Here is a 25083-nt window from a genome sequence, read left to right on the forward strand (position 1 = left end):
CCGTCATTCGACCGCAGCGGGGCAGGGGCCACAAGCCGCCACAGCCCATCGCTTCGGCACCAGCGCAAGGTAGCCAATGCCCAAGATCAACGCGAACTCGCTCAGGATCGGCAACGTGATCGATCACCTGGGCAAGCTGTGGCAGATCACCAAGACCCAGGTGGTCCAGCCCGGCAAGGGCGGCGCCTTCCTGGCGGTCGAACTGCGCGACGTGCGCACCGGCAACAAGCGCGACGACCGCTTCCGCAGCTCGGAACTGGTCGAGCGCGTGAGCCTGGAGGATCGCGACTACACCTACCTGTTCCAGGAGGGTGACAACTACACCTTCATGGACAAGGAAACGTTCGAGCAGCTGCCGGTGCCCAAGGACGTCATCGGCTATCCCGCCGTCTTCCTGCAGGAAGGCATGGAAGTCGTCATCAAGACGTTCGATGGCTCGCCCCTCTCGGCGGAACTGCCGCAGTCGGTCGTCGTGACGGTGGTCGAGGCCGACCCCGTGGTAAAGGGGCAGACGGCCTCCTCGTCCTACAAGCCGGGCATCCTCGACAATGGCGAGCGCGTCATGATCCCGCCGCATATCGAGGCGGGCACGAAGATCGTCGTGGCCACGGCCGACGGGTCCTACATGGAACGCGCCAAGGGCTGATTTGGCCAACCAGACAGGAACGGGGGAGGGACGCATGAAGGCGCTGTTCGACATTTCGGGCAAGGTGGCCGTCGTCACCGGCGGCAGCCGCGGCATCGGCGAGATGATCGCGACCGGGTTCGTGGAGAACGGCGCCCGCGTCTACATCTCCTCGCGCAAGGCATCCGTCTGCACCGAGATCGCCGAAACGCTCTCGAAGCGCGGTACCTGCATCGCCCTGCCGCACGACCTGTCCTCGCTGAAGGGGATCGAGGCGCTGGCCGCCGACCTTGCGGCGCGGGAGGAGAAGCTCGACATCCTGGTCAACAATGCGGGTGCGGCCTGGGGCGAGCCGATCGACTCCTATGCCGAGGGCGGCTGGGACAAGGTCGTCGACCTGAACCTGAAGAGCCCGTTCTTCCTGACGCAGAAGATGCTGCCTTTGCTGCGCAAGGCCGCCACGGCCGAGGCACCGGCCCGCGTCATCAACATCGCCTCGATCAACGGCATCCAGCCGCCGGAACTCGAGACCTATGCCTATTCGTCGTCCAAGGCGGGCTGCATCATGCTGACCCGGCACCTGGCCAAGCGCCTGGCGGCGGAGAACATCCTGGTCAACGCGATCGCCCCCGGCCCCTTCCAGAGCCAGATGATGGCTGCCACCCTGGCCGAGCATGGCGAGGCGATCCGCGCCCGCAACCCGCGCGGCCGCATCGGCCAGCCGGAAGACATTGCCGGCGTCGCGATCTTCCTCGCCTCCCGCGCCAGCGCCTACACCACCGGCGCCGTCATCCCCTGCGACGGCGGCGCCGCCGAGGTCTGATCATCAGGGTGCGAACGCGCGCGCGTCCAGCCCGGTATCATCCACATAGAGGGCGACTGCCTGTGCCAGGGTGTTACGGCTGGCCTCCGACAAGCCGCGGGCGCCCTGCCTGACGGCAGCTAGCCAGCGCGGTCCGCGCTCGCAGGCCTCGATCCAGGCCTCGGCCAAGTCTGCAGCGCGCCCGCCTGCCAGGGCCCCGACCAGTGCATCCGCCTGGGCAAGATCCTTGGTGATCTTGGGTGAGCCGCTTTGCCGGCGTGTCGCCACGATCAGCTTGTGAACGGCATAGCGTTCCGGACGCGGCACGTTCACCGGGATCCCGGCGTCGTAGAGCAGTGTCGTGGGCACTGCCTGATAGATCAGGAAGTCCAGGAAGCGCAGGGGTTGGGCGTCAGAGCCGCCAAGGGCCGGCATGCGGGCCGGGCTTCGCGCCAGTTCGTCCGAACCTCGGTTTGGCACAAGGATCTCCACCCTGTAGCCCGCCGCGTTGGCATAGGCTTTGGGCGCGGCCGCGGCATCCAGCTGCGGGACAGGCTCAAATGTCGGGTCGACCTGGCGGATCACGTCAAGGATGGGCGGTGTGCTGTCCTCAACCGCGACCGAGATGCTATGGAATTGTGCGAGGTCCAGGTCCTGCGTGGGGAAGGTCTCGTCCGGAAAGCGTTGCCCCAGCATTGCGACATAGGCACGGAAGGCGGTCGTGCCGACCAGGACGCCGCGCAGGCGGAAAACGCCCGCCCGAGCAAGGGCCGTCAGGATGGCCCCCACTTCCCTGTCGAGCATGGGCAGACCCGCGCGGCCCAGGGCATCGACAATCTGGCGACGTTCGCGATAGTCGTTCTTGACCTTGCGATGGCGCGCAAGCCGATCCAGCAGGGCGGGCGACTCCGGACCGACATACCGCACTGAGCGTTGACCCCGGTCATACCCGCGATAGTACCAATAGGCGCGTCCCTGCCGTTCCCGCCGTTCGAAGCTGCCGTTCTCCGGGAAGTCGCGGTCAAACTCCGCCATGCGGCACCGTTCGTCCAGTTCGGCGAACAGGGTGTGGATGGGTAAGGGAATCCGGTCGGCCATCGCGGGACAAAGTGTGTGAGCAAACTTCACTATTTGCTCACACATATTCATGTTTTTCAATTGTTTAGGACTTCATTCAAGGCAAATCCTGGCAGTTGGGACCCTTCTGCCTTGCCCTTGTCATGGGGGGCACCCATGATGCGGCCGCGCATGCGAACGGTCCCATGGCAAGGGGCGGGAGGAGAGCACGATGCTGACCAAGGCCGACGAATATCCGATCCACCAGACACCGGAGCCGATCGCCTATTCGGGCACCGACCCCAATTTCTACGACCGCTTCTTCTTCAACGGCTATGACGCGGAAAGTGGCCGGTTCTTTGCCGCGGCGTTCGGCGTGTACCCGCACCACGGCATCATGGACGGTGCGTTCTGCACACTGATCGACGGCGTCCAGACCTCGGTCCATGCCAGCCGCCACTTCAGCTACGAGCGTATGGACACCCATGCCGGCCCCATCACGATCGAGGTGGTGGAGCCGCTGGCCAAGATCCGGGTGAAGGTGGCACCGAACGAGCACGGCCTGTCGGCCGACCTGCTGTTCGAGCGCCGGACCGAGCCGATGGAGGAGCCGCGCTTCCAGCATCGCATCGGCACGCGCACCCTGATGGACCTGACGCGCCTGACGCAGCACGGCACCTGGACCGGCTGGATCGAGGTCCATGGCAAGCGGATCGAGGTGACGCCCGACACGTTCTGGGGCACCCGCGACCGGTCGTGGGGTGTGCGTCCGATCGGCCCGCAGCAGATCGCGCAGAACGCCAATGTCCTGCCGCAGTTCTACTGGCTGTGGGCGCCGGTCAACTTCAAGAACGCCGGCGTGCTCTACGACGTCAACGAGTATGCGGACGGCGTGCAGTGGCACAGCAACGGCATGATCGCCCCCTCACCCGGCGGCGAGCCCAAGCGGTCCAAGGCGGTGTCGCAGACGATCACCTACAAGTCCGGCACCCGCCATGCGGCAACGGCCGAGATCTGCTTCCATGGCTGGGACGGCGGCACCCACGTGATGAAGCTGGAGCCGATGTTCAACTTCTACATGCTGGGCATCGGCTATGGCCACCCGGAATGGGCGCATGGCACGAACAAGGGCCCGGCCACCGTCGGCACCAGCAGCCTGGACACCCGCAACGCGGACGAGACGCTGCCCCATCACCAGCACATCCAGGCCATCTGCCGGGCCACGCTGACCGCGCCCGACGGCACGGTCGAGACGGGCTATGGCGTGCTTGAGCAGCTGGTGATCGGCGTGCACGAGCCGACGGGCCTGAAGGGCGTCATGGACATGGCGCCCTGAGCCCATCCCAACGGGGTGGCGACCCGGCCGGGGTCGCCACCACTTGTTAACCCTCCCCGTGGCACGGTCCGTCCACCAATCCTGAACAGGGTGGGCGGCCGTCCCTGGCTGGGGGCTGCAGGTCCCCCGCAACGGGGACAATGAAGCACGTCTCAAAGGGCATGATCCTGGCGACGATGGCCCTGACCATCGCCATGACCTGCCTGCTCGCGATCATCTGGGAGTTCCTGGTCAAGGTCCCCGTGTTCGAGACACTGGGCCTGGGGCAGGTCGCGCGCAGCCTGGGCGAGCGCTGGGAGTACGTGCTGACCGCGACGGGCTTTGCCTCCCTGGCGCTCGTCGTCTCGCTGGTCCTGCTGCTCGACCTGATCCGCGACCTGCGCCGCACCTATGACGATCTGTCGGATGCCCAGCAGCGGGCCGAGGCGCTGGCCCGGCACGATGCGCTGACCGGCCTGCCTAATCGCCGCGTCCTGTCCGACCAGCTGGACAAGGTGATCCAGCGCGTGCGCCGGGGCGAGACGAGCTGTGCCGTCCTGGTGATCGACCTGGACCGGTTCAAGCCGGTCAACGACGTCCACGGCCATGTCATGGGGGACAGGGTCCTGTGCATCCTGGCCGACCGCATGCGCATCTGCGCCCGCCGGTCAGAGACGCTGGCCCGCCTGGGCGGGGACGAGTTCGCCGGCATCATCGAGTTCGATTCGGACCTGTCGGCGCCCATGCGCTATGCCCAGCGCATGATCCGCGAAATCGCCAAGCCGATCCGCATCGACGACCTGGAGTTCGAACTGGGCGCCACGATCGGGGTGGCGGTGTGTCCGACCGATGCAGTCGATGCCGACACCCTGCTGAGGTCTGCCGACCTGGCGATGTACAAGGCCAAGCGTGAGGAAAAGGGCACGATCCGTTTCTTCGAGCAGAGCATGGACGCCGACCTGCGCACCCGTGTCGCGGTCGAGGCGGACCTGCGCCGGGCGATCGCCAATGGCGAGATCCAGCCGCACTACCAGCCGCTGGTGTCCCTGCGCGACCAGCGCCTGATCGGATTCGAGGTCCTGGCCCGCTGGTACCACCCGGAAAAGGGCATCATCTCGCCAGCCGTGTTCATCCCGGTGGCCGAGGATGCGGGCCTGATCTCCGAGATGAGCTACGGCGTCCTGCAACGGGCCTGCGAGGAGGCGCTCCGCTGGCCGGACGACCTGACGATCGCCATCAACATCTCGCCCAACCAGCTGAAGGACCGGCGCCTGACCGAGCGGATCCGCACGATCATGATGGTGACGGGCTTTCCCCTGGACCGCCTGGAGATCGAGATCACCGAGAATGCGCTGATCGGCGACCACGAGATGGCCAAGCAGGCGCTGGACTCCCTGCGTGCGCTGGGCATCCGCATCGCCCTCGACGATTTCGGCACGGGCTATTCCAGCCTGGGCCATCTGCGCGAGTTCGGCTTCGACAAGGTCAAGATCGACCGGTCGTTCATCGAGTCGATGACCCAGTCGTCGGACAGCGCCAAGATTGTCAGCGCCATCGTCAACCTGTGCCTGAGCCTGGGCCTCAGCACCACGGCCGAGGGGATCGAGAACCCGGGCGTGATCGACACCCTGATCGACCTGGGCTGCGACTGCGGCCAGGGCTACCTGTTCGGCCGACCCATGCCGGCGCACGAGATCGAGGCCCGCCTGAACCAGCATCGGCAGTCCCTGCTCTTCCCCGACGACGCCACCGCGCCGGCCTTTCCCGCCGCCTGACGCACGCTGCCCGCAGCCCGTGGGCGCGTCGACGCGCCTCAGGCCAGGCCGAACTGTGCCAGCGCCTCCCATGCCAGGGTCAGGCCCAGCGTCGTCATCACCGCCGCGATGACCAAATCCAGGACGCGCCAGGCCGCCGGCCGGCGGAACACCGGCGCCAGCACGCGCGCGCCGTAGCCCAGGCCCGTGAACCACAGGACGGATGCCGTCATCGCCCCGCCCGCGAACCAGGCCCGCTCCGGCCAGGGATGGCGGGCCGAGATGCTGCCCAGCAGCACCACCGTATCCAGGTAGACATGCGGGTTCAGCAGCGTCACGCCTGCGACTACGGCCAGGTCGCGGGCCAGGGGTTGCGGCGGCGCGTCGGTCGGCAGCAGGGCCTGCGGTCGGGCCGCGCGCTTCAGCGCCAGCGCACCATAGGCCAGCAGGAAGGCCGCCCCGCCGGCGCTGATCGCCCCCATCAGCCCGGGTGCCGCCTGGACCAGCGTGCCCAGGCCAAGGACGCCCGCCAGGATCAGCAGGGCATCGCTGGTGGCGCAGAACGCGACCAACGGCCCGACATGGCGGCGCATCAGACCCTGCCGCAGGATGAAGGCATTCTGGGCGCCGATCGCGACGATCAGGCCCAGGCCCAGGGCGAAGCCCTCGCCCGCTGCCGTCACCGCCATCATCCGGATGTCCGCCCCGTCCGCCTCAATTGCCGAACAGATTGTCGAGGCCGGGCAGCCCGCCGGGCAGGGGATTGGGTGCCGTACGGCGCTGTCCCTGTCCTCCGCCTGAAGGCGCCGTGACGCCCGGGATCTGGAGGCCGGGTACGCCCGGCAGGATCTGGCCGGGCAGGTCGTCCAGGGCCGGCACCTGGGGCAGGCGACCACCCAGGCCCAGTTCCACCGCCTTCTGCGCCAGCCAGGATTCGAGCTGCTGGGTGCGCACCGTGTGGCCGGGCGCATCGAGCGGGCCACCCAGGTCGACCGCGACGCGCGGCGCCTCGGGATGGGCGCTCAGGCCGGCGTCCAGGGTGACGGCGATGGTCCAGGCAGGCAGGTTGATGGCGCCCGAGGCATTCGCGCTGACGGCCGGGATGTCGGCGGCGAAGCTTGTGATCGTGGCGATACCCTTCTCGATCCCGAAGGTCATGCGGATCGAGCGATACGGCGTCTGGCCGGACGAAGTCGCGGTGGCCACCATGGCAACCAGGTTCGGCACCTGCCTCAGGTCGTCCAGCTGCTGGCTGAGGCGCGGCAGGTCGGCCCCGCGGATGGCGCCGTTGGCGGCGGTCGCCTCCGCCGTTCCGGCCAGGGTGGAGACCAGGTCGAAGGGGCTCTGCCCGGCGGCGCGGACGCTGGTCCGGGCGTCCAGCGTGCCCGTCAGCTGTGCCCCCGCGCCCTGGATCTGCTCCAGGCTGGCGCCCGCAATCTGGGCTTCCAGCGCCATGGTGGGCGGGGACGGGCCAAGGTCGACTTGGCCCGCCGCGGTCACCTGGCCGCCATAGAGGCCGGCCCGGACATTGCTGAGCGCCACCTGTGCGCCATTGCCCGAGAGCTGAAGGCTGGGCTGCGCCAGGGTGAGGCCGTTGAGGTCGATGCGCTCCACCGCCAGCTTCAGCTGAAGGTCGATGGCGCGCAGCACCTCCAGCGGCAGGGGCTCGCGCGACCAGCGCTCGGCGCTGCGGATGCCCTGGGCGCGGGGTGTTCCAGCAGCCGGGGCGCTGCCGCGCAGGTCGATGGGGCCGGCCTTCAGCTCGGCCTCGACCCGGGGACGGGATCCGCCGGTATCGACCCGCGCCGTCCCGCCCAGGGTGAAGGTGCCCATCTGGGCGGCCATGCCGTCCAGGATGAAGACGTTTGGGCCGCTGGTCAGGCGGGCGTCGAACGACAACGCGCCTGGCGCCGGCGGCTGGCCGCCGACCAGGGCAAAGAGCGGGGCCGCGTCCGCGGCATAGACCTTGATCGCGATGTCGGGCCGCATGGCCAGGGGCAGGCCGCTCACCTTGCCCGCGATCGAGAACTCGGCACCCGCCGTGCGGATCTCACCCTTCGCGTCCAGGGCCGGGAGCGATCCGGCCAGATCCAGGCGCGCGGAGACTGGGCTGTCGGCGGTGCCGGCCAGGTTGGCGCCCAGGTCGGCCGCCAGCTTGCGCACGCTGGGATTGGCCAGGTCGACCTTCAGGTCCAGCGTCGGCTGCGCCGTGGCCAGGCCGGTCACCGTGCCGGATGCGGCGACGCGCGCACCCGCCGCGTCGGCTGCCGCAAGGCGTCCCAGGCGCAGCGTGTCGCTTTCGAGCGTCGCCGCGATGTCCAGGCCGTTGACGCTGACGCCGCGCGCCGCGAACTGGCCGGCCTTCAACGTCAGGTCCAGGTCGAAGGGCAGCTGCGGCACGCCGCCCGGGGTGCCGCCGGCGTCGGGCGGCGCGACCGCACCCGAGGCGCGGGCGCCCATGTAGGCATCGAGGTTCAGGCTGTCGAGTGCCAGGTCCAGGCCCAGCTTGGCGCGGCCGCCCGCCGTCCCCGGGATCAGCGCGACATTGCCCTGGATGCGGCTGGCATCCACCTTCAGGTCCGCCTGGCTGAGGTCGACGCGGCCGTTGTTGACGCCCAGCCGGCCAGTCAGCTCGACCTTCGTCAGGCGGTCGGCGGGCACGGCCGAGGTGTCGATCCCGGCCCAGGCGGCCAGGCCCCGGAAATTGTCGGAGGCCAGGTCCACCGTCCCGGCGAAGCGGCCGTCCGCCTCGACCGCGCCGGCCAGAGCAAGGTCGGTCCCGCCCGGCAGCCGGGCGCCGGCGGCGTTGAGGGTCAGCCGGCCATCGGCCAGCGCCGCATTGAGCTGCGCCTGCTGGATCACACCGTTGCGGAAGGCGATGGCGTCGACCGCCAGCTCGATCTGCGCGGCGATCCCGCCGGGCAGCACCATTGCTGCCGTGGGGGTTGCCGGATCCGTGGCGGCGGCGGTTCCGCTGCCGGTGCCGGCGGCCGACAGGATGCGGTCCAGGTCCAGGCGCGGCGCCTTCAGCGCGACGGTCACCTCGACCGGGTCGCCCTGGACGACTTCGATCCGGCCGGTCAGGCCATTGTCGCCCAGGCGGCCGACCAGGTCGGACAGCACGGCGCGTGCTGGCGTCAGGTCCAGCCGGCCGTCGATCTGAAGGGGTGCGGCCAGGATGGGCGGGCTGCTGCCGGTCAGGGGGGCGAGCGCCTTGGCCAGGTTGGTGCTGCTGATCGCGATGGAGCCGTTGGCGCCGGTGCTGCCGGCGGTGCCGTCAAAGCGCAGCGCCGCGGCACCGGGACCCAGGTCCAGCGCCACCATGGCGGTCGTCTGGGCGTTGCCGGCCAGGGCCCCCAACGCCAGGGTGAAGCCCAGCGTCTGGCCCCGCGCGACCAGGGTGCCCTGGGCCTTGAACGGACCGCGCAGCGTGTCGGCGCTCATCGTCGCCTGGATCTGCTCGGCGCGTTCGACGCTGCCGGACGCACCATCGCGCCAGATCGCCGTGCCGCCGGTGATCTTCAGCTCGGATACCCGCAGTTCCTGCGGGCCATCGCTGGTGGCGGCGGGGTCGGCGGGGCGCGGCGTCATCGTCCAGTTGACGGCGCCGGTCGGGCTACGCTCCAGGGCGATCACCGGCTCGACCAGCTCGACCTCCTGGATGTCGATGCGGCCCGACAGCAGGGGCAGCGGCGACAGCGTGACGCGCAGCTGCTTCAGCGTCACGAAGTCGCCCTCCGGCCCACCGGCCGGATTGGCCAGGCGCACCGTCTGGGCGGTGAAGTGGGGGCGCGGCAGGATGGCGAAGTCGATCGGGCCGTCCAGCGCCAGGCTGCGGCCGGTAGCCTGCTCCACCGCGTCCACGATCATGGGCTTGCGGGCCTCAAGGTCGATCAGCGCCGGGGCCACCAGCGCAGCACCCAGCAGGGTCACCAGCAGCGCCGCCAGGCCGATCAGGATCCACCGCATCACCGTGAGCACTCCCAAGTCGAACTCAGGGCCAGCCCGGCCCCCGCCGACCCCCGCGCCGGCCCCGCCATCATGCAGATTCGAACGTGTCGGGGTAGCGTCGAGCCTGCTAGACTTGTCGCAGCATGGTCCGGCCGGATGGATTGGCATGGGCGACGTCGTCAACCTGAACCAGTACCGCAAGCGGCGCGAGCGCGCGGAGCGTGGGCGCAAGGCGGCGGAGAATCGCGTCCGCTTTGGCCAGGACGCGGCGGAGCGTACCCGCAACGCCGCCGACCGCAGCCAGCGCGACAAGACCCTGGACGGCAAGAAGCTGGACAGTCCTGGCAAGGCCGAGGTGCGGCCGGGTGACGCTCGACCGGGGGACCTTCGACAGGGGGAGACCCCGGCCGACAAGGGCGACCCGTCGACCGATTGAGCGGTTGCGAACGGCTCGCCATTGCGTCATGGGTCAGGCGGGTCGTGCGTGCTGCGGCCGTTGAGGGAGTCTGTGCTTGATCATTCCCGTCATCCTGTCCGGCGGTTCGGGGACCCGTCTGTTCCCCATGTCGCGCAGCCTGATGCCGAAGCAGCTTCTGCCGCTGGTGTCGGAGCGGACGATGCTCCAGGAAACGGCGCTGCGCGTGCCGCCGGCGGCCGGCTTTGGCAACCCCATCGTGATCTGCAACGAGGATCACCGCTTCCTGATCGCCGAGCAGCTGCGCGCCGTGGGCGTCACGCCGCAGGCGATCATGCTGGAGCCGGCGGCCCGCAACACCGCGCCGGCGGTTGCCGCGACCGCGCTGGTCGCCCTGCAGGGCGATCCCGACGCGCTGATCCTGGTGCTGGCCTCGGACCACCAGATCGCCCGGCCGGATGCCTTTCTCGAGGCGATCGGCGTCGCCGAACGCGTTGCCCGGCAGAGCCGCATCGTCGTCTTTGGCATCACGCCGACCGCGCCCGAGACGGGCTACGGCTACATCGAGCAGGGTGCCGCGATCGAGGGCGGGGCCTTTGCCGTGGCGGCCTTTCGCGAAAAGCCGGACCTGGCCACGGCCGAGGCCTATGTCGCCGGTGGTCGCCATACCTGGAACAGCGGCATGTTCCTGGCGCCCGCGGCCCTGCTGCTGGACGAGCTGCGCCGGTTCGAGCCGGAGGTCGTGCGCGCGTGCGAGGATGCCGTGGCCGCGGGCGCGCGCGACCTGGACTTCCTGCGCCTGTCCCCGGCCTTTGCCGGCAGCCCATCGATCTCGCTCGACTATGCGGTGATGGAGCGGACGGACAAGGGCGCCGTGGTGCCGGCGGCCATCGGCTGGAGCGATGTCGGCTCGTGGTCGGCCCTGTGGGAGCTGGGCGAGCGCGACGCCGACGGCAATGTCCTGGTGGGGGATGTGATCTCCCACAACAGCCGGGATACCTATGTCCGCACCAGCGGCCCCCTGGTGGCGACGCTGGGCCTGAAGGATGTGGTCGTCGTTGCCACCGGGGACGTGGTGCTGGTTGCCGACCGCGCCCAGGTCCAGGACGTGAAGGCGATCGTCGACCGCCTGAAGGCGCAAGGCCGGCCGGAGGCGACCAGCCATACGCGGGCCTATCGCCCCTGGGGCTGGTACGAGACGCTTGCCCTGGGCGACCGCTTCCAGGTCAAGCAGATCCTGGTGAAGCCGGGCGCCCGGCTCAGCCTGCAGATGCACTATCACCGTGCCGAGCACTGGGTCGTGGTCGAGGGCACGGGCCTGATCACGCGGGACAACCAGTCCGAACTGCTGCACGAGAACCAGTCGACCTATATCCCGCTGGGCGCCGTGCACCGGCTGGAAAACCCGGGCAAGGTCCCCTTGCGCCTGATCGAGGTCCAGTCGGGATCGTACCTGGGCGAGGACGACATCGTCCGCCTGGACGACAATTACGGCCGAGCGCCCAAGGCGGCGGAGTAAGGCGGCGGGCGCTGCGCGGATGCTTCGAGACGCGGCCCTCCGGGCCGCCCCGCAGCATGACGCCGTTGATTTTATGGGACAATCCCCAACACTCGTCATCCTGAGGAGCGTCGCAGACGCGTCTCGAAGGATGGTGGCGTTGTCCTCCCCGCGGTGATTGGATGGGGGCGCGTGAGCCCCCGCTACAACGCCAGCACCGCCGCCAGGGCGAGGGGGGAAAGCCCTGCGCCACCCGCCTCGGCATGCGCCAGGAGGGTGCGGCGCATGTGCGGGTCCCAGAACTTCTGCAGGTGCTCCGTCACGGCCAGGCGGCCGCGCGGTTCGGGGAACGTCTCGAAGAAGGCGGCGATCTGGTTGGCCATGTGCACCAGGCGCTGCACCTTCGGAGCGGTCGTGGCGGCGTCCGCCGCCTCATGCCGGATCGCACTCATTCCGCGGCCTCGATCCTGGGGGGTTCGATGGTCTGGGCGGCGACCCTCTGGCGGTGGTCGCGTTGCCAGGCGGTCGGGCCGTTCGACAGGCGGACCTGCACGGCCGTCACCTTGTATTCCGGGCAGTTGGTCGCCCAGTCGGAATGCTCGGTCGTGACCACGTTGGCGCCCGACTCGGCATGGTGAAAGGTCGTGTAGACGACGCCCGGCTGCATCCGGTCGCTGATGCGGGCCCGCAGCGCCGTCTCGCCCGAACGGCTGGCCAGTGCGATCCAGTCGCCATCCTTGATGCCGCGCGATTCCGCGTCAAAGGGATGGATGTCCAGCACGTCTTCCGGGTGCCAGGCGACATTCGCGGTGCGCCGCGTCTGCTGCCCCACATTGTAGTGGGCCAGGATCCGGCCGGTCGTCAGGATCAGGGGGAAGCGCTGGGTCGTGCGCTCGTCCGTGGCCACGAAACGGGTCACCATGAACAGGCCGCGGCCGCGCACGAAGCCGTCGACATGCATGATCGGCGTGCCCATCGGTGCGGCCTCGTTGCAGGGCCACTGGATGGAACCCTGGCGCTCCAGCCGGTCATAGGACACGCCGGCAAAGCTGGGGGTCAGGGCCGCGATCTCGTCCATGATCTGGCTGGGGTGGTCATAGTGCATGGGCACGCCCAGGGCCGCCGCCAGGCCCAGCGTGATCTCCCAGTCGGCCAGGCCGGCCAGCGGCCGCATCGCCCTGCGCACGCGCGAGATGCGCCGTTCCGCATTGGTGAACGTGCCGTCCTTTTCCAGGAAGGATGAGCCTGGAAGGAAGACGTGGGCGAACTGGGCCGTCTCGTTCAGGAACAGGTCCTGCACGATCACGCATTCCATGGCCGACAGGCCGGCGGTGACGTGCTGGGTATTGGGATCGGATTGGGCGATATCCTCGCCCTGGATGTAGATCGCCTTGAACCGCCCCTCGACCGCGGCGTCCAGCATGTTGGGGATGCGCAGGCCCGGCTCGTTGTCCAGGTGGACGCCCCACAGGGCCTCGAATCCCGCCCGTGCGGCATCGTCCGAGACATGGCGATAGCCTGAGAATTCGTGCGGGAACGAGCCCATGTCGCACGCACCCTGCACATTGTTCTGGCCGCGCAGCGGGTTCACGCCGACACCGCGCCGCCCGATGTTCCCGGTCGCCATGGCCAGGTTCGCCATGGCCATGACCATGGTCGTGCCCTGGCTGTGCTCGGTGACACCCAGGCCGTAGTAGATCGCCCCGTTGCCGCCGGTGGCGTAGAGGCGGGCCGCGGCGCGTACCTCGCCCGCCGGCACGCCGGTCAGCAACTCGGTCGCCTCCGGCGACTGCTCGGCCTCGGCCACGAAGGCGGTCCAGTCCTCGAAACTGTCGCTGTCGCAGCGCGCCGCCACGAAGTCGCGAGCGACCAGGCCTTCGGTCACGATCACATGGGCCAGGGCATTGACCAGGGCCACATTGGTGCCGGGGCGCAGCTGCAGGTGATGGCTGGCGGCGACATGGGGTTGCCGCACCAGGTCGATGCGGCGCGGGTCGACCACGATCAGCTTCGCCCCTGCGCGCAGCCGCCGCTTCATGCGGGAGGCAAAGACCGGGTGGCCGTCGGTCGGGTTGGCGCCGATGACCAGGATGACGTCGGCCTGGTCGACGCTGTCGAAGTCCTGTGTCCCGGCCGAGGTGCCGAAGGTCGCCTTCAGCCCGTAGCCGGTCGGGGAGTGGCAGACGCGCGCACAGGTATCGACATTGTTGTTGCCGAAGCCCGCGCGGATCAGCTTCTGCACCAAAAAGGTTTCCTCGTTGGTGCAGCGGGACGAGGTGATGCCGCCGACCGCCCCGCGGCCGTATTGCGCCTGGATCCGGCGGATCTCCGACGCGGCATGGGCGAAGGCCTGGTCCCACGTCACCTCGCGCCAGGGCTCGTGGATGCTGGCGCGGATCATGGGGGAGGTGATGCGGTCGCGGTGTGCCGCATAGCCCCAGGCGAAGCGGCCCTTGACGCAGGAATGGCCGTGGTTCGCCTGGCCGTCCTTCCACGGCACCATGCGAACGACCTCCTCGCCCTTCATCTCGGCCTTGAAGGAGCAGCCGACGCCGCAATAGGCGCAGGTCGTCACCACGCTGTGCTCGGGCTGGCCCGCCTCGATCACGCTCTTCTCGGTCAGCGTGGCCGTGGGGCAGGCGGCCACGCACGCCCCGCAACTGACGCAATCGCTGGCCAGGAAGCCGGCATCCGCCCCCGCCTGCACGGCAGACGCCAGGCCGCGACCGCCGATGGTCAGCGCGAACGTGCCCTGCACCTCCTCGCACGCGCGCACGCAGCGGGAGCAGACGATGCACTTCGACCCGTCGAAGGTGAAATAGGGGTTCGACTCGTCCTTGCGCGCCGTCGCATGGCCGGCCCCGTCATGGCCATAGCGCACCTGGCGCAGACCCACGGCGCCGGCCATGTCCTGCAACTCGCAATCGCCATTGGCGGCACAGGTCAGGCAGTCCAGCGGATGGTCGGAGATGTAGAGTTCCATGACGTTGCGGCGCAGCCTCGCCAGCCGCGGCGTCTGGGTGCGCACCTTCATGCCCGGCTCGACCGGCAGGGTGCAGGACGCGGGCGTGCCGCGCCGACCCTCCACCTCCACCAGGCAGAGCCGGCACGACCCGAAGGGTTCGAGCGTGTCGGTCGCGCACAGTTTGGGAACCTTGACCCCCAGATCGGCCGCCGCACGCATGACGGAGGTGCCGGCGGGGACGGTCACGGCAAAGCCGTCGATTTCCAGCGTGACGGGCGCCCCGTCGCGGGCTGGCGTGCCGAAATCCGGTTCTTTCAGCAGGGTCATCGGGGGCGTCATGGCGCGCTCCTACTCGGCTGCCACACGGGCGGGCCTGCCGAAATCGTCCGGGAAATGGCGCAACGCACTTTCGACCGGCAGCGGCGTCAGGCCGCCCAGCGCACAGAGCGAGCCGTCGCGCATCGTCTCCAGCAGGTCGTGCAGCAGGTCCAGGTTGCCGGCCATGTTCTGCCCGCTCCTGATGCGGTCGAGGACCTCCACCCCGCGGGTCGAGCCGATGCGGCAGGGCGTGCACTTGCCGCAGCTCTCGGCCGCACAGAAGGCAAAGGCGAAACGCGCCTGGGCGCCCATGTCGACGCGGTCGTCAAAGGCGACGATGCCGCCATGGCCCAGCATGCCGCCCGCTGCCGCCATCGCCTCGTAGTCGAGCGGCACATCGAGCAGGCTTTCGGGGAAATAGGCCCCCAGCGGCCCGCCGACCTGGACCGCGCGGAGCGGCCGCCCGCTGGCCGTGCCGCCGCCAAAGTCCTCCACCAGTTGGCGGATGGTCAGGCCAAAGGCCACCTCGACCAGGCCGCAGTGCTTCAGGTTGCCGGCCAGCTGGAACGGTTGCGTGCCCCGCGACCGGGCCAAGCCCAGGGCGGCATAGTGTTCCGGCCCCTTGTCAAGGATCAGGGGGATCGCCGCCAGCGACAGGACGTTGTTGACGATGGTGGGCTTGCCGAACAGGCCCCGGATGGCGGGCAAGGGCGGCTTTGGCCGGATCACGCCGCGGCGCCCCTCCAGGCTTTCCAGCAGCGCCGTCTCCTCCCCGCAGATATAGGCGCCGGCGCCCAGCCGAGCCTCCAGCCGGAAGGGCCGGCCGCTGCCGGCGACGTCGTCGCCCAGGAAGCCCGCGGCCTCGGCCAGGCGGATCGCCGCGCTGAAGGTGGCGAAGGCGTCCGGGTATTCGGAGCGGATGTAGACGTAGCCTTGGGCAGCGCCGACGGCGAGGCCGGCAATCGCCATCCCTTCGACCAACAGGAAGGGGTCGCCCTCCAGCAGCATCCGGTCGGCAAAGGTGCCGCTGTCGCCCTCGTCCGCGTTGCAGACGACATAGCGGCGATCGGCTGGTGCAGCGGCGACCGTGCGCCACTTGAGGCCGGTCGGGAAACCCGCACCACCCCGCCCGCGCAGGCCAGAGGCGACGACCGCCTCCACGATGTCGGCGGGGGCCATGCGCGCGGCCTTTTCAAGTCCGCCCCAGCCACCGTGCGCGCGATAGTCGTCCAGCGACAGCGGATCAGTCACGCCAACGCGGGCAAAGGTCAGGCGCTGCTGCCGCGCCAGGAAGGGGATCAGGTCAGGCGGCCCCAGGCACAGGGGGTGGGTGCGGCCCTGCGCCAGGATGGCGGGCACATCCTCGGGCCCAACCGGGCCAAAGGCGATGCGTCCGTCCTCGCCCTCGATTTCCAGCAACGGCTCCAGCCAGTACAGGCCGCGGCTGCCATTGCGTACGATCGGTATGTGCGGCGCGTGGGCCGTGACGGCGGCCGCCACATCGTCAGCGCCCACCGACCGGGCACCGGAATCGCCGGGCACGAAGATCCGCCTCACGGCACGATCCTCGCCAGGAGCGCGTCCAGCCGCGCCGTCGTCATCCGCCCGCACAGGGTCCCGTCCAGGGCGACACTGGGCGCCAGTGCGCAATTGCCGAAGCAGTAGACGGTGCGCAGGGCCACGGCCCCGTCGGCCGAAACCTGGTCGAAGCCAAGCCCCAGGGATTGCTCCGCTCTATCAGCCAGCGCCTCGCCCCCCATCGCCTGGCACGCCTCGGCCCGGCAGACCTGGAGCAGGTGGGCGCCATCCGCCTCGTAGCGGAAGTCGCTGTAGAAGGTGACGACGCCATGCACCTCGGCCGCGGAGATGTTCAGCGCCTCCGCGATCTGGGGCACCAGCGCGCGCGGGATACGCCCGAAGGCATGCTGCACGTCATGCAGGACCGGCAGCAGGGGTCCTTCACGCGCAGCATGACGGGCGAGGATCGCGTCAAGGCGATCCCGTTCCCCCGTTCCGTCCTGGTCCCGCACCATGCCGCGCTCCGCTGCCCTCCAGCTGTGCAGCGTGTACCCACACGGTACGTGGGGGCAAATCGGATCGCATGATGAGTTGATAGAGCTAGTCTATCAACTCATCATCGCAGGTGCTGGTTCAGATCAGGCCCGCCTGGGCGTCGCGGATCATGTTGCGGGCGATGATCACCTGCTGGATCTGGCTGGTGCCCTCATAGATGCGGAAGATGCGCACGTCGCGGTAGAAGCGCTCCACGCCATAGTCGGCGACATAGCCGGCACCGCCATGGATCTGGACGGCGCGGTCGGCGACCCTGCCCACCATCTCGGTCGCGAACAGCTTGGTGCAACTGGCTTCCGTCGAGATCGTCTCGCCCGCATCGCGCCGGCGCGCGGCGTCCAGCACCATGCAGCGCGCGGCATAGGCCTCGGCCCGGCTGTCGGCCAGCATGGCCTGGATCAGCTGGAAGTTGGACAGCGCCTCGCCGAACTGCTTGCGCTCCATCGCATAGCGCAGGGCGTCGCGGATCAGGCGCTCGGCAACGCCGACGCAGACGGCAGAGATGTGCAGGCGGCCGCGGTCCAGCACCTTCATCGCTGTGCGGAAGCCGACCCCCTCCTTGCCGCCCAGGACGGCGTCGGCGGGCACCCGGCAATCCTCGAAGATAATGTCGTGGATATGGGCGCCCTGCTGGCCCATCTTCTTTTCCGGCTTGCCGATGCGCAGGCCGGGCGTGCCCGCCTCGACCAGGAAGGCGGTGATGCCGCCGGCACCCTTCACGTTGGCGTCGCTGCGCGCCATCACGGTGAAGACGCCGGCGACGCTGGCATTGGTGATGTAGCGCTTGGTCCCGTTCAGGACCCACTCATTGCCGTCCTTCCGCGCCGTCGTCTTGACCGAGGCGGAGTCCGATCCCGCCTCCGGCTCGGTCAGGGCAAAGCTCGATACCAGCTCGCCGGTCGCCAGGCGGGGCAGGTACTTCGCCTTCTGCTCCGGCGTGCCGTCCATCACGATGCCCTGGCTGCCGATGCCGACATTGGTGCCGAAGGCGGAGCGGAAGGCGGGGGAGGACTGGCAGAACTCGAACAGGACCGAGACCTCGTCCTCCAGGCTCAGGCCCAGGCCGCCATATTCCTCCGGGATCGACATGCCATAGAGGCCCAGATCCTTCATGCCGCGCACGATCTCGTCCGGGACCTTGTCGTCCTCGGCCATGCGGGCTTCGGCGGGGACCAGTTCGTCGCGCACGAAGCGGCGGATGGTGTTGAGGAACTCGGTGCGGGTCGCGGCGTCCAGGGCCATGGTCAGCTCGTTCTGTTTCTGTGTCGGGCCGTTTCTCGCGCGGGATCGTGCCCGCATCAAGTCCGCGCGTCGATCCTCGCAAGCGTGCCGGGCCAAGCCAGGAGCAGGCGGTCGGCGATCACGAGTGAACGATGCGCCCGGTTCTGTCGTAATCATAGGTGGCAGCCCCGAAGGGCTATGCCGGATCGGAAGGATTTTGGATGCGCAGCGTTGTGGTCACGGGCGTCTCCACGGGCATCGGCTGGGCGACGGCCCGCGTGCTGATGGGCAATGGCTTCCGGGTCTTTGGCAGCGTCCGCAAGCCAGCCGACGCCGAGCGCCTGGCGTCGGAGTTTCCCGAGCGTTTCGTGCCGCTGGTCTTCGACGTGACGGACGAGGCGGCGGTCAAGGCCGCGGCCGAGCAGGTGCGCGCTGCCCTGGGCGGCGAGACCTTGGCGGGCCTGGTCAACAATGCGGGAATCGCGGTCGCCGGCCCCATGCTGATGCTGCCCGTGGCCGAGTTCCGGCACCAGCTGGAGGTCAACCTGACCGGCGTGATGATCGCTACCCAGGCCTTCGGGCCGCTTCTGGGGGCCGACCTGGCGCTGAAGGGTCCGGCCGGGCGCATCGTCAACATGTCATCGGTGGGCGGCCGCAACGGCACGCCGTTCCTGGCGCCCTACAACACCACGAAGTTCGGCCTGGAGGGCCTGTCTGAGGCGCTCCGGCGGGAGCTGCTGCTGTTCGGCATCGACGTCGTCATCGTCGCGCCGGGGGCGGTGGCGACGCCGATCTGGGCCAAGGCCGAGGCGGTGGACGTCAGCGCCTATATGGACACCCCCTATGGCCCCGGTCTGGAGAAGGTGCGGCGCTTCATGATCGACGATGGGCCCAACGGCCTGCCGCCGGAGCGGATCGGCGAGACGGTGCTGAAGGCGCTGACCGCGCGGCGGCCCCGCGTGCGCTATACCGTGGCGCCCCAGCCGGTCCAGACCTTCCTGTTCCGGGTCCTGCCGCGCCGCTGGGTCGATTTCGGGATGGGCCGCGCCCTGAAGCTGCTGCCCCGCATCCGCCCCTGAAACCCTCCCCCACCGGAAGTGGGGAAGGGGGTGGTGTCAGGCGCGGCTGCCCTCAGGCGCGCTTCTCGACGAAGGACCAGCCCGCTTCCGCCAGGTTGCGGCAGCCGGTGGCGTAGGTGATCGCCGTGTCGGACGAGGCATTGCCGTCCAGGCCGCGCTTGTAGACGCCTTGCGTGATCGAGGCGAGGCGGAAGAACGAGAAGGCGAGGTAGAAGTCCCAGTCCTTGATCCCGTCGCGACCCGTGCGCCGGCAATAGGCCTCGACATATTCCTTCTCGCCAGGGATGCCGGAGCCGGGCTCGATATCGGTCAGGCTGCCCATCCGCTCGTGCCGGCGATGGTAGAGCATGCAGTTATAGCTAAGATCAGCCAGCGGGTGCCCGATCGTCGCCAGTTCCCAGTCCAGCAGCGCGATCATCCGCGGCTCGGTCGGATGATAGATCGAGTTCTCCAGCCGGTAGTCGCCATGGGCGATGGCGACGGAGTTGTCCTCCGGGATGTTCTTGGGCAGCCAGGCGATGAGGTTGTCCATCGCCTCGATATCGTCGGTCTTGACCGGCTCGTACTGCTTGATCCAGCGCGCGATCTGGCGTTCGAAATAGTTGCCGGGCCGGCCGAAATCGCCCAGGCCCACCGCTTCGTAATCAACCTTGTGCAGCTCGGCCATGACGCGGTTCATGTCGTCATAGATGGCGGCGCGGTCGGCGGGGGACACGCCCGGCAGCTGGGGATCGCGGAAGATGCGCCCCTCGACATGGCCCATGATGTAGAAGGCGGTGCCCACCACCTCGTCGTCCATGCACAGGGCATAGGCGGGCGCCACGGGCACGGCTGTGCCGTTCAGCGCCTTGATCGCCTTGAACTCGCGGTCGACCTGATGCGCGCTCGCCAGCAGCTTGCCAGGCGGCTTCTTGCGCATGACATAGCGGCCGCTGGGGCTTTCCAGGAAGAAGGTGGGGTTGGACTGCCCGCCCACGAACTGGCGCACGACCAGCGGTGCCTTGAAGCCGTCCACGTTCTGGAGGCACCAGGATTCCAGCTTCTTAACGTCGAACGTGTGCGCGGCGCGGATCTCCGTCGTCTCGACGGCTGAGGGATCCGCGGCGCTCACTTCGCACCTGCCCGCTGGGCGAAGGCCCAGGCGCGTTGGGCCATCGGGCGCACGTTCTCGGCATTCTGCGCTGCATGAGCGCTCGCCGCCGTGCCGTCGCGAACCCGGCCGACGATCCCCTGCATGATGCCGGCCAGCCGGAACAGGTTGTAGGCGAGATAGAAGTCCCAGTTCTCGATGGACGTGCGGCCGGTCCGTCGGCAATAGGCGGCGGAGTATTCCTCGGCCGTCGGGATGCCCAGCGCCTTCAGGTCCAGGCCCATCAGGCCGTTGAACAGGTCGGGCGGCTGGTGCCAGGTCATCATGTGATAGGTGAAGTCGGCCAGCGGATGGCCCAGCGTGCACAATTCCCAGTCCAGCACGGCGACGACGCGCGGCTCGGTCGGGTGGAAGATCATGTTGTCCAGGCGATAGTCGCCGTGGACGATCGAGGTCTCGTCGCCGGGCGGGATGTTCTCCGGCAGCCACTCGATCAGCTTGTCCATCTCGGGGATCGTCTCGGTCTCGGAGACCTTGTACGTCTTGCCCCAGCGGCTGATCTGCCGGGCGAAATAGTTACCGGGCTTGCCGAAGTCGCCCAGGCCCACGGCTTCGTAGTCGACCATGTGCAGCTTGGCGATGACGTCGTTCATGGCGTCGAAGATGGCGCCCCGCTCGGCCGGGCCGTAGCCGGGCAGTGTCGGCTCCCACAGGACGCGGCCGTCGACGCAGTCCATGATGTAGAACCAGGTGCCCACCACGCTCTCGTCCTGGCACAGGGCATAGGTGCGCGGCACCGGCACGTCGGTCTTGCCCAGGGCCGAGATCACCTTGTACTCGCGGTCGACCGCATGGGCGGAGGGGAGCAGGTTGCCGGGCGGCTTGCGCCGCATCACATAGCGCTTGCCGCCGGCGGTCAGGCGATAGGTCGGGTTGGACTGCCCGCCCTTGAACTGCTCGACCTCCAGCGGGCCCTTGAAGCCCTCGACGTGCTCCGCCATCCAGGCTTCCAGCTTCTTCACGTCGAAGCGGTGGCTCTCGCGCACGCCTTCGGTGCCGCTGAAGATTTCCTGCCGCGATTGCGTCGTGCTCATTGGCACTCCTCCCTTATGTGCTTGAGCGGTGCTTACACCGCGAAGATGGCGATGTCCCGTCGGGCATAGCCGCCGGGCCAGTCGATGGCATCGACGCCCCGATAGGCGCGGGCCCGGGCCTCGGCCGCGTCGCGGCCTGTCGCGGTGACGCACAGCACGCGGCCCCCCTCGGCCAGGATCGTGCCATCCGCCTCGCGCGTGCCGGCGTGAAAGACGGTGACGTCCGGCATGGCATCCGCCGCCGCCAGGTTGCCGATGGGCTCGCCCTTGGCGCCGGATTCGGGGTAGGCCTTGGACGCGACGACGACGCCGATCGCGATGTCGTCCTTCCAGGCCAGGGGCGCCGTCGCCAGCGTGCCGTCGGCGCAGGCGCGCAGCAGCGGCAGGAGGTCGGAGCCCAGGCGGCGGACCAGGACCTGCGCCTCTGGATCACCGAAGCGGACATTGTATTCGATCAGCTTCGGCCCGCTCCTGGTCAGCATCAGCCCGGCATAGAGCACGCCCGAATAGGGCATGCCGCGCGCGGCCATCGTGTCGACCGTGGGCTGCACGATCTGCGCCATGACCTGGGCTTCCAGTTCGGGCGTCAGGTCGGGGGAGGGGGAAATGGCGCCCATGCCGCCCGTATTGGGGCCCTGGTCGCCGTCCAGCGCCCGCTTGTGGTCGCGTGCCGTGCCGAACAGGCGGGCGGTGCGACCGTCGACCAGCGCGAACAGGCTGGCTTCCACCCCCTCCAGGAACTCCTCCACCACGACTTCGGCTCCGGCCTGGCCGAATCGGCCGGCAAAGCAGTCGTCGATGGCGGCGTGCGCCTCGGCGATCGTCATGGCGACGGTGACGCCCTTGCCCGCGGCCAGACCGTCCGCCTTGACCACGATGGGTGCTCCTTGCGCATCGACGAAGGCGCGGGCCGAGGCGGCGTCGCGGAAGCGGCCATAGGCGGCGGTCGGCACGCCGGCCTCGCGTGCCAGATCCTTCATGAAGCCCTTGGAGCCTTCGAGCTGGGCCGCCGCGGCACTGGGGCCAAAGGCCGGGATGCCGGCCGCCTTCAGCCGGTCGGCCAGGCCTGCGACCAGCGGCGCTTCCGGTCCCACGACGACGAAGTCGATGCCCAGGTCCTGCGCCAGGCGAACCTGCCCGTCCAGGTCGGTCGCAGGAACGGGATGGCAGCAGGCCAGGTGCGCGATCCCCGCATTGCCGGGGGCGGCGTGCAGGTCCGTGACCAGCGGCGATGCCGCAAGAGCCCAGGCCAGCGCATGCTCGCGCCCGCCACCGCCAACCACCAGGACCTTCATGCCCGCATCCACCCCCTTGGTTTTCCGGGGCAACTTGTAACACGGGCGGGCGGGCATACAATGCGCCGCCCATGGCCACCCCTGCGTCCCCGCCCAACCTCCGCGAATACTCGGTCGGCGAACTGGCCGGCGCCGTCAAGCGCACGGTGGAGGATACGTTCGGCCTGGTCCGCGTGCGGGGCGAGCTGTCGGGTGCCAAGCGGCATTCCTCGGGCCATCTCTATTTCAGCCTGAAGGACGACAGCGCCCTGATCGACGGGGTGGCCTGGCGCAACACGGCGGCGCGTCTCAGCTTCCGGCCCGAGGATGGGCTGGAGGTGATCGTCACGGGACGCCTGACCACCTATCCCGGGCGCTCGCGCTACCAGATCGTGGCCGAGGCGATGGAGGTGGCGGGGGCCGGCGCGCTGCTGGCCATGATCGAGGAGCGGCGCAGGCGTCTGGCGGCGGAGGGCCTGTTCGCGCAGGAGCGCAAGCGGCCGCTGCCCTTCCTGCCGGGCGTGATCGGTGTCGTCACCTCTCTCTCCGGGGCCGTGATCCGGGACATCCTGCATCGCCTGGCGGACCGTTTCCCCCGCCACGTCCTGATCTGGCCGGCTGCCATGCAGGGGGACGGGGCGGCGGAGCAGGTGGCCGCCGCGATCGCCGGCTTCAATGCGATTCGCCCTGGTGGCCCCGTGCCGCGGCCGGACGTCCTGATCGTGGCGCGGGGCGGCGGCTCGCTCGAAGACCTGATGGAATTCAACGAGGAAGTCGTGGTGCGGGCGGCTGCGGCCAGCACCATTCCGCTGATCGCTGCGATCGGGCACGAGACCGACACGACCCTGATCGACCACGCCGCCGACCGGCGCGCGCCGACGCCGACCGCCGCGGCAGAGATGGCGGTGCCCGTGCGCACCGACCTGATGCGCAGCCTGGCCGAACTGGGCCACCGCCTGGACCAGGCGCAGCAGGCCAGGGTGGAGCAGCGGCGCGAGCGGGTTGCCGCCCTGGCCCGGGCCCTGCGCCGGCCGGAGGACCTGCTGGGGCCGCTGGAGCAACGCTTCGACGCGCTGGCGGAGCGCCTGCCGCGGGCGCTGCTGGCCCGGGTTGGGCAGGGGGAGCGGGCGCTGGGCGGCGCCAGTGCGGGCCTGCGCCCGCGCCTGCTGTCGGCCGAGGTGCAGCGCCTGGCCGAGGCCCTGGCCGGCCGGTCGCGGGCACTGGAGCAGGGCTACCGGCGGCGCCTGGACGAGCGCGGCGCCCGCCTGGACGCGGCGGCGCGCCTGCTGGACAGCCTGGGCTATGGCCGGGTGCTGGCGCGCGGTTATGCCGTTGTCCGCCAGGATGGCCGCATCCTGCGCCATGTGGCCCAGGCTGTGCCGGGCGCCCTCGACATCGAACTGGCCGATGGCCATCTGGCCGCCCGGGTCGCAGGCGACGGTGCGGCCGACACTGCGCCCCGGCCGGCAGGTCCGGAACCGGCCCGCGCCGATCCGCCACGCCGCACGCGCAAGGCGCCACGGGACCAGGGCGACCTGTTCTAGGCGTGCGGTGCCGTTCGTCCTCATCAGTTGCCCCTTGATACCTCGCATAACAAAGCATAGAGTGCCGAGGTATGGATGCCGAGATGCTCAAGGGACACCTGGACACGATCGTGCTCGCGGCGCTGGCCGCAGGGCCGGCGCATGGCTACGCGATCATCGAGGCGATCCGTAACCAATCGGGCTCGACCTTCGATCTACCGGAAGGGACGATCTATCCGGCCCTGCACCGGCTGGAGGGGGCAGGCCTGCTGGCCAGTACCTGGCAGGTGCCGCCGGGCGGGCGCCGACGCCGCGTCTATGCCCTGACGCCGGCCGGCACCGCCGCCCTGGCTCAGCGACGGAAGAGCTGGGCGCGCTTTGCCAACGGTGTCGAACGCATGCTGAAGGGGGCGCCGCCATGGCCGGCCTGATCGACCAGTACCTGCGGGAGTTCGACCGGCATAGCGGGGGCGATCCCGCCTTTCGCGATCTGCGGGACGAGGTCGAGGACCACCTGCGCTGCGCGGCGGAGGCCGATCCCGCGCAGGAGGCGGCCGCGATTGCGCGCTTCGGGCGGCCCGATGCCCTGCTGTCGCCCATCGCGGCGGCGGCGCTGGCCGGGCAGGCTGAGCGGACCTGGCGTGTTGCGGCGGCGGCGCTGGCTGCCAGCTTCCTTGCAATGCGCCTGCGGACGCTGTGGCTGGGGCCAGAAGGGGTGGCGGACCTGGCCCATGCGCTGGACCGCTATGGCTTCGTGGCGGCGCTGCTGCTGGCACTGGCGGCGTGGGCCGCGTTCGGCCGCGCCTGGTCCGGCTGGTCGACGCGGCTGGCAGGGCTGTCGTTGGTGGCCCTGGCCCTGGCGACGCTGGCCGGCTCGGCCCGCGTCATGGGCGGGGCGCCCGGGCTGCCGCCGGCCCACGTCCTGGGCAGCCTGGGCGTTGAACTGGGGCTGACCGCGCTCCTGGCGCGGGAAGCCTGGCGGCTGGCGCGGTGGCAGCGGGCCAGTGCCCGCCTGTCGATCCAATAGTGG

Annotated in this window: 21 protein-coding genes; 10 read left to right on the forward strand and 11 right to left on the reverse strand. The window is 69.6% G+C overall.

Annotated elements, in window-relative coordinates:
- The first annotated feature begins 76 nt into the window (after window positions 1-76).
- Together efp and ACI6GS_RS10370 are read left to right on the forward strand one after the other, a co-directional pair.
- On the forward strand, window positions 77-646 hold the full coding sequence (efp, locus tag ACI6GS_RS10365; RefSeq protein ID WP_439817721.1) for an elongation factor P: 570 nt from the start codon (window positions 77-79) through the stop codon (window positions 644-646).
- A 34-nt stretch (window positions 647-680) separates the two neighbouring features.
- Window positions 681-1448 carry an SDR family oxidoreductase gene (locus ACI6GS_RS10370; RefSeq protein ID WP_439817722.1) on the forward strand — a complete coding sequence of 256 codons (768 nt, stop codon included), beginning with the start codon at window positions 681-683 and terminating at the stop codon, window positions 1446-1448.
- A 3-nt stretch (window positions 1449-1451) separates the two neighbouring features.
- On the opposite strand, the gene ACI6GS_RS10375 is transcribed toward ACI6GS_RS10370, so the two are convergent.
- Window positions 1452-2525, reverse strand: coding sequence for a nucleotidyltransferase family protein (locus tag ACI6GS_RS10375; protein ID WP_439817723.1), 1074 nt, complete (start codon window positions 2523-2525; stop codon window positions 1452-1454).
- A 190-nt stretch (window positions 2526-2715) separates the two neighbouring features.
- On the opposite strand from ACI6GS_RS10375, the gene ACI6GS_RS10380 reads away from it, so the two are divergent.
- Window positions 2716-3819, forward strand: coding sequence for a hypothetical protein (locus ACI6GS_RS10380; protein ID WP_439817724.1), 1104 nt, complete (start codon window positions 2716-2718; stop codon window positions 3817-3819).
- Window positions 3820-3959: 140 nt separating this feature from the next.
- Window positions 3960-5573 (forward strand): putative bifunctional diguanylate cyclase/phosphodiesterase, encoded by a 1614-nt coding sequence (locus tag ACI6GS_RS10385; RefSeq protein ID WP_439817725.1) that lies wholly within the window; start codon window positions 3960-3962, stop codon window positions 5571-5573.
- 38 nt (window positions 5574-5611) lie between these two features.
- Here the strand turns inward: ACI6GS_RS10385 and ACI6GS_RS10390 are convergent, their stop codons facing one another.
- Window positions 5612-6241, reverse strand: coding sequence for a LysE/ArgO family amino acid transporter (locus tag ACI6GS_RS10390; RefSeq protein ID WP_439817726.1), 630 nt, complete (start codon window positions 6239-6241; stop codon window positions 5612-5614).
- 25 nt (window positions 6242-6266) lie between these two features.
- Complete coding sequence (locus tag ACI6GS_RS10395) at window positions 6267-9521, reverse strand: AsmA family protein (protein WP_439817951.1); 3255 nt, start codon at window positions 9519-9521, stop codon at window positions 6267-6269.
- A gap of 148 nt (window positions 9522-9669) precedes the next feature.
- Here ACI6GS_RS10395 and ACI6GS_RS10400 point away from each other — a divergent pair, with 148 nt between their 5' ends.
- Window positions 9670-9939 carry a DUF4169 family protein gene (locus tag ACI6GS_RS10400; RefSeq protein WP_439817727.1) on the forward strand — a complete coding sequence of 90 codons (270 nt, stop codon included), beginning with the start codon at window positions 9670-9672 and terminating at the stop codon, window positions 9937-9939.
- Between the two features lie 76 nt (window positions 9940-10015).
- Window positions 10016-11437, forward strand: coding sequence for a mannose-1-phosphate guanylyltransferase/mannose-6-phosphate isomerase (locus ACI6GS_RS10405; protein ID WP_439817728.1), 1422 nt, complete (start codon window positions 10016-10018; stop codon window positions 11435-11437).
- 182 nt (window positions 11438-11619) lie between these two features.
- Here the strand turns inward: ACI6GS_RS10405 and ACI6GS_RS10410 are convergent, their stop codons facing one another.
- The 5 genes from ACI6GS_RS10410 to ACI6GS_RS10430 form a co-directional block, all read right to left on the reverse strand.
- Window positions 11620-11868, reverse strand: coding sequence for a formate dehydrogenase subunit delta (locus tag ACI6GS_RS10410; protein ID WP_439817729.1), 249 nt, complete (start codon window positions 11866-11868; stop codon window positions 11620-11622).
- Window positions 11865-14708, reverse strand: coding sequence for a formate dehydrogenase subunit alpha (gene fdhF / locus ACI6GS_RS10415; protein WP_439817952.1), 2844 nt, complete (start codon window positions 14706-14708; stop codon window positions 11865-11867). The genes ACI6GS_RS10410 and fdhF overlap by 4 nt, the downstream gene beginning before the upstream one ends.
- Before the next feature lie 21 nt (window positions 14709-14729).
- Complete coding sequence (locus tag ACI6GS_RS10420) at window positions 14730-16256, reverse strand: NADH-ubiquinone oxidoreductase-F iron-sulfur binding region domain-containing protein (protein ID WP_439817730.1); 1527 nt, start codon at window positions 16254-16256, stop codon at window positions 14730-14732.
- Window positions 16253-16732, reverse strand: a complete 480-nt coding sequence (locus tag ACI6GS_RS10425; protein WP_439817731.1) for a formate dehydrogenase subunit gamma — start codon at window positions 16730-16732, stop codon at window positions 16253-16255. The genes ACI6GS_RS10420 and ACI6GS_RS10425 overlap by 4 nt, the downstream gene beginning before the upstream one ends.
- 118 nt (window positions 16733-16850) lie before the next feature.
- Window positions 16851-18014 (reverse strand): acyl-CoA dehydrogenase family protein, encoded by a 1164-nt coding sequence (locus tag ACI6GS_RS10430; RefSeq protein WP_439817732.1) that lies wholly within the window; start codon window positions 18012-18014, stop codon window positions 16851-16853.
- A gap of 200 nt (window positions 18015-18214) precedes the next feature.
- On the opposite strand from ACI6GS_RS10430, the gene ACI6GS_RS10435 reads away from it, so the two are divergent.
- Window positions 18215-19072 (forward strand): SDR family oxidoreductase, encoded by an 858-nt coding sequence (locus ACI6GS_RS10435; protein ID WP_439817733.1) that lies wholly within the window; start codon window positions 18215-18217, stop codon window positions 19070-19072.
- A gap of 52 nt (window positions 19073-19124) precedes the next feature.
- Here ACI6GS_RS10435 and ACI6GS_RS10440 read toward each other — a convergent pair whose 3' ends face one another.
- From ACI6GS_RS10440 to purD, 3 genes are read right to left on the reverse strand one after another with little or no spacing between them, the layout of a single operon-like run.
- Window positions 19125-20183, reverse strand: a complete 1059-nt coding sequence (locus ACI6GS_RS10440; protein WP_439817734.1) for a phosphotransferase — start codon at window positions 20181-20183, stop codon at window positions 19125-19127.
- Complete coding sequence (locus ACI6GS_RS10445) at window positions 20180-21256, reverse strand: phosphotransferase family protein (RefSeq protein WP_439817735.1); 1077 nt, start codon at window positions 21254-21256, stop codon at window positions 20180-20182. Before ACI6GS_RS10445 ends, ACI6GS_RS10440 begins: the two co-directional genes overlap by 4 nt.
- 32 nt (window positions 21257-21288) lie before the next feature.
- On the reverse strand, window positions 21289-22551 hold the full coding sequence (gene purD / locus ACI6GS_RS10450) for a phosphoribosylamine--glycine ligase (RefSeq protein WP_439817736.1): 1263 nt from the start codon (window positions 22549-22551) through the stop codon (window positions 21289-21291).
- 71 nt (window positions 22552-22622) lie between these two features.
- Between purD and xseA the strand changes: the two genes are divergently transcribed.
- The 3 genes from xseA to ACI6GS_RS10465 all read left to right on the forward strand — a co-directional run bounded on the left by xseA (window position 22623) and on the right by ACI6GS_RS10465 (window position 25080).
- Entirely contained in the window at window positions 22623-24074 is a 1452-nt protein-coding gene (gene xseA / locus ACI6GS_RS10455) for an exodeoxyribonuclease VII large subunit (RefSeq protein ID WP_439817737.1), read from the forward strand.
- Between the two features lie 83 nt (window positions 24075-24157).
- Window positions 24158-24484, forward strand: a complete 327-nt coding sequence (locus tag ACI6GS_RS10460; RefSeq protein ID WP_439817738.1) for a PadR family transcriptional regulator — start codon at window positions 24158-24160, stop codon at window positions 24482-24484.
- The gene (locus ACI6GS_RS10465) at window positions 24472-25080 is read left to right on the forward strand and encodes a hypothetical protein (protein WP_439817739.1); all 609 of its coding nucleotides are present in this window, start codon (window positions 24472-24474) and stop codon (window positions 25078-25080) included. Before ACI6GS_RS10460 ends, ACI6GS_RS10465 begins: the two co-directional genes overlap by 13 nt.
- Window positions 25081-25083: the final 3 nt, after the last annotated feature.

The sequence above is a fragment of the Zavarzinia sp. CC-PAN008 genome (genome assembly GCF_051903925.1).
GTDB lineage: Bacteria > Pseudomonadota > Alphaproteobacteria > Zavarziniales > Zavarziniaceae.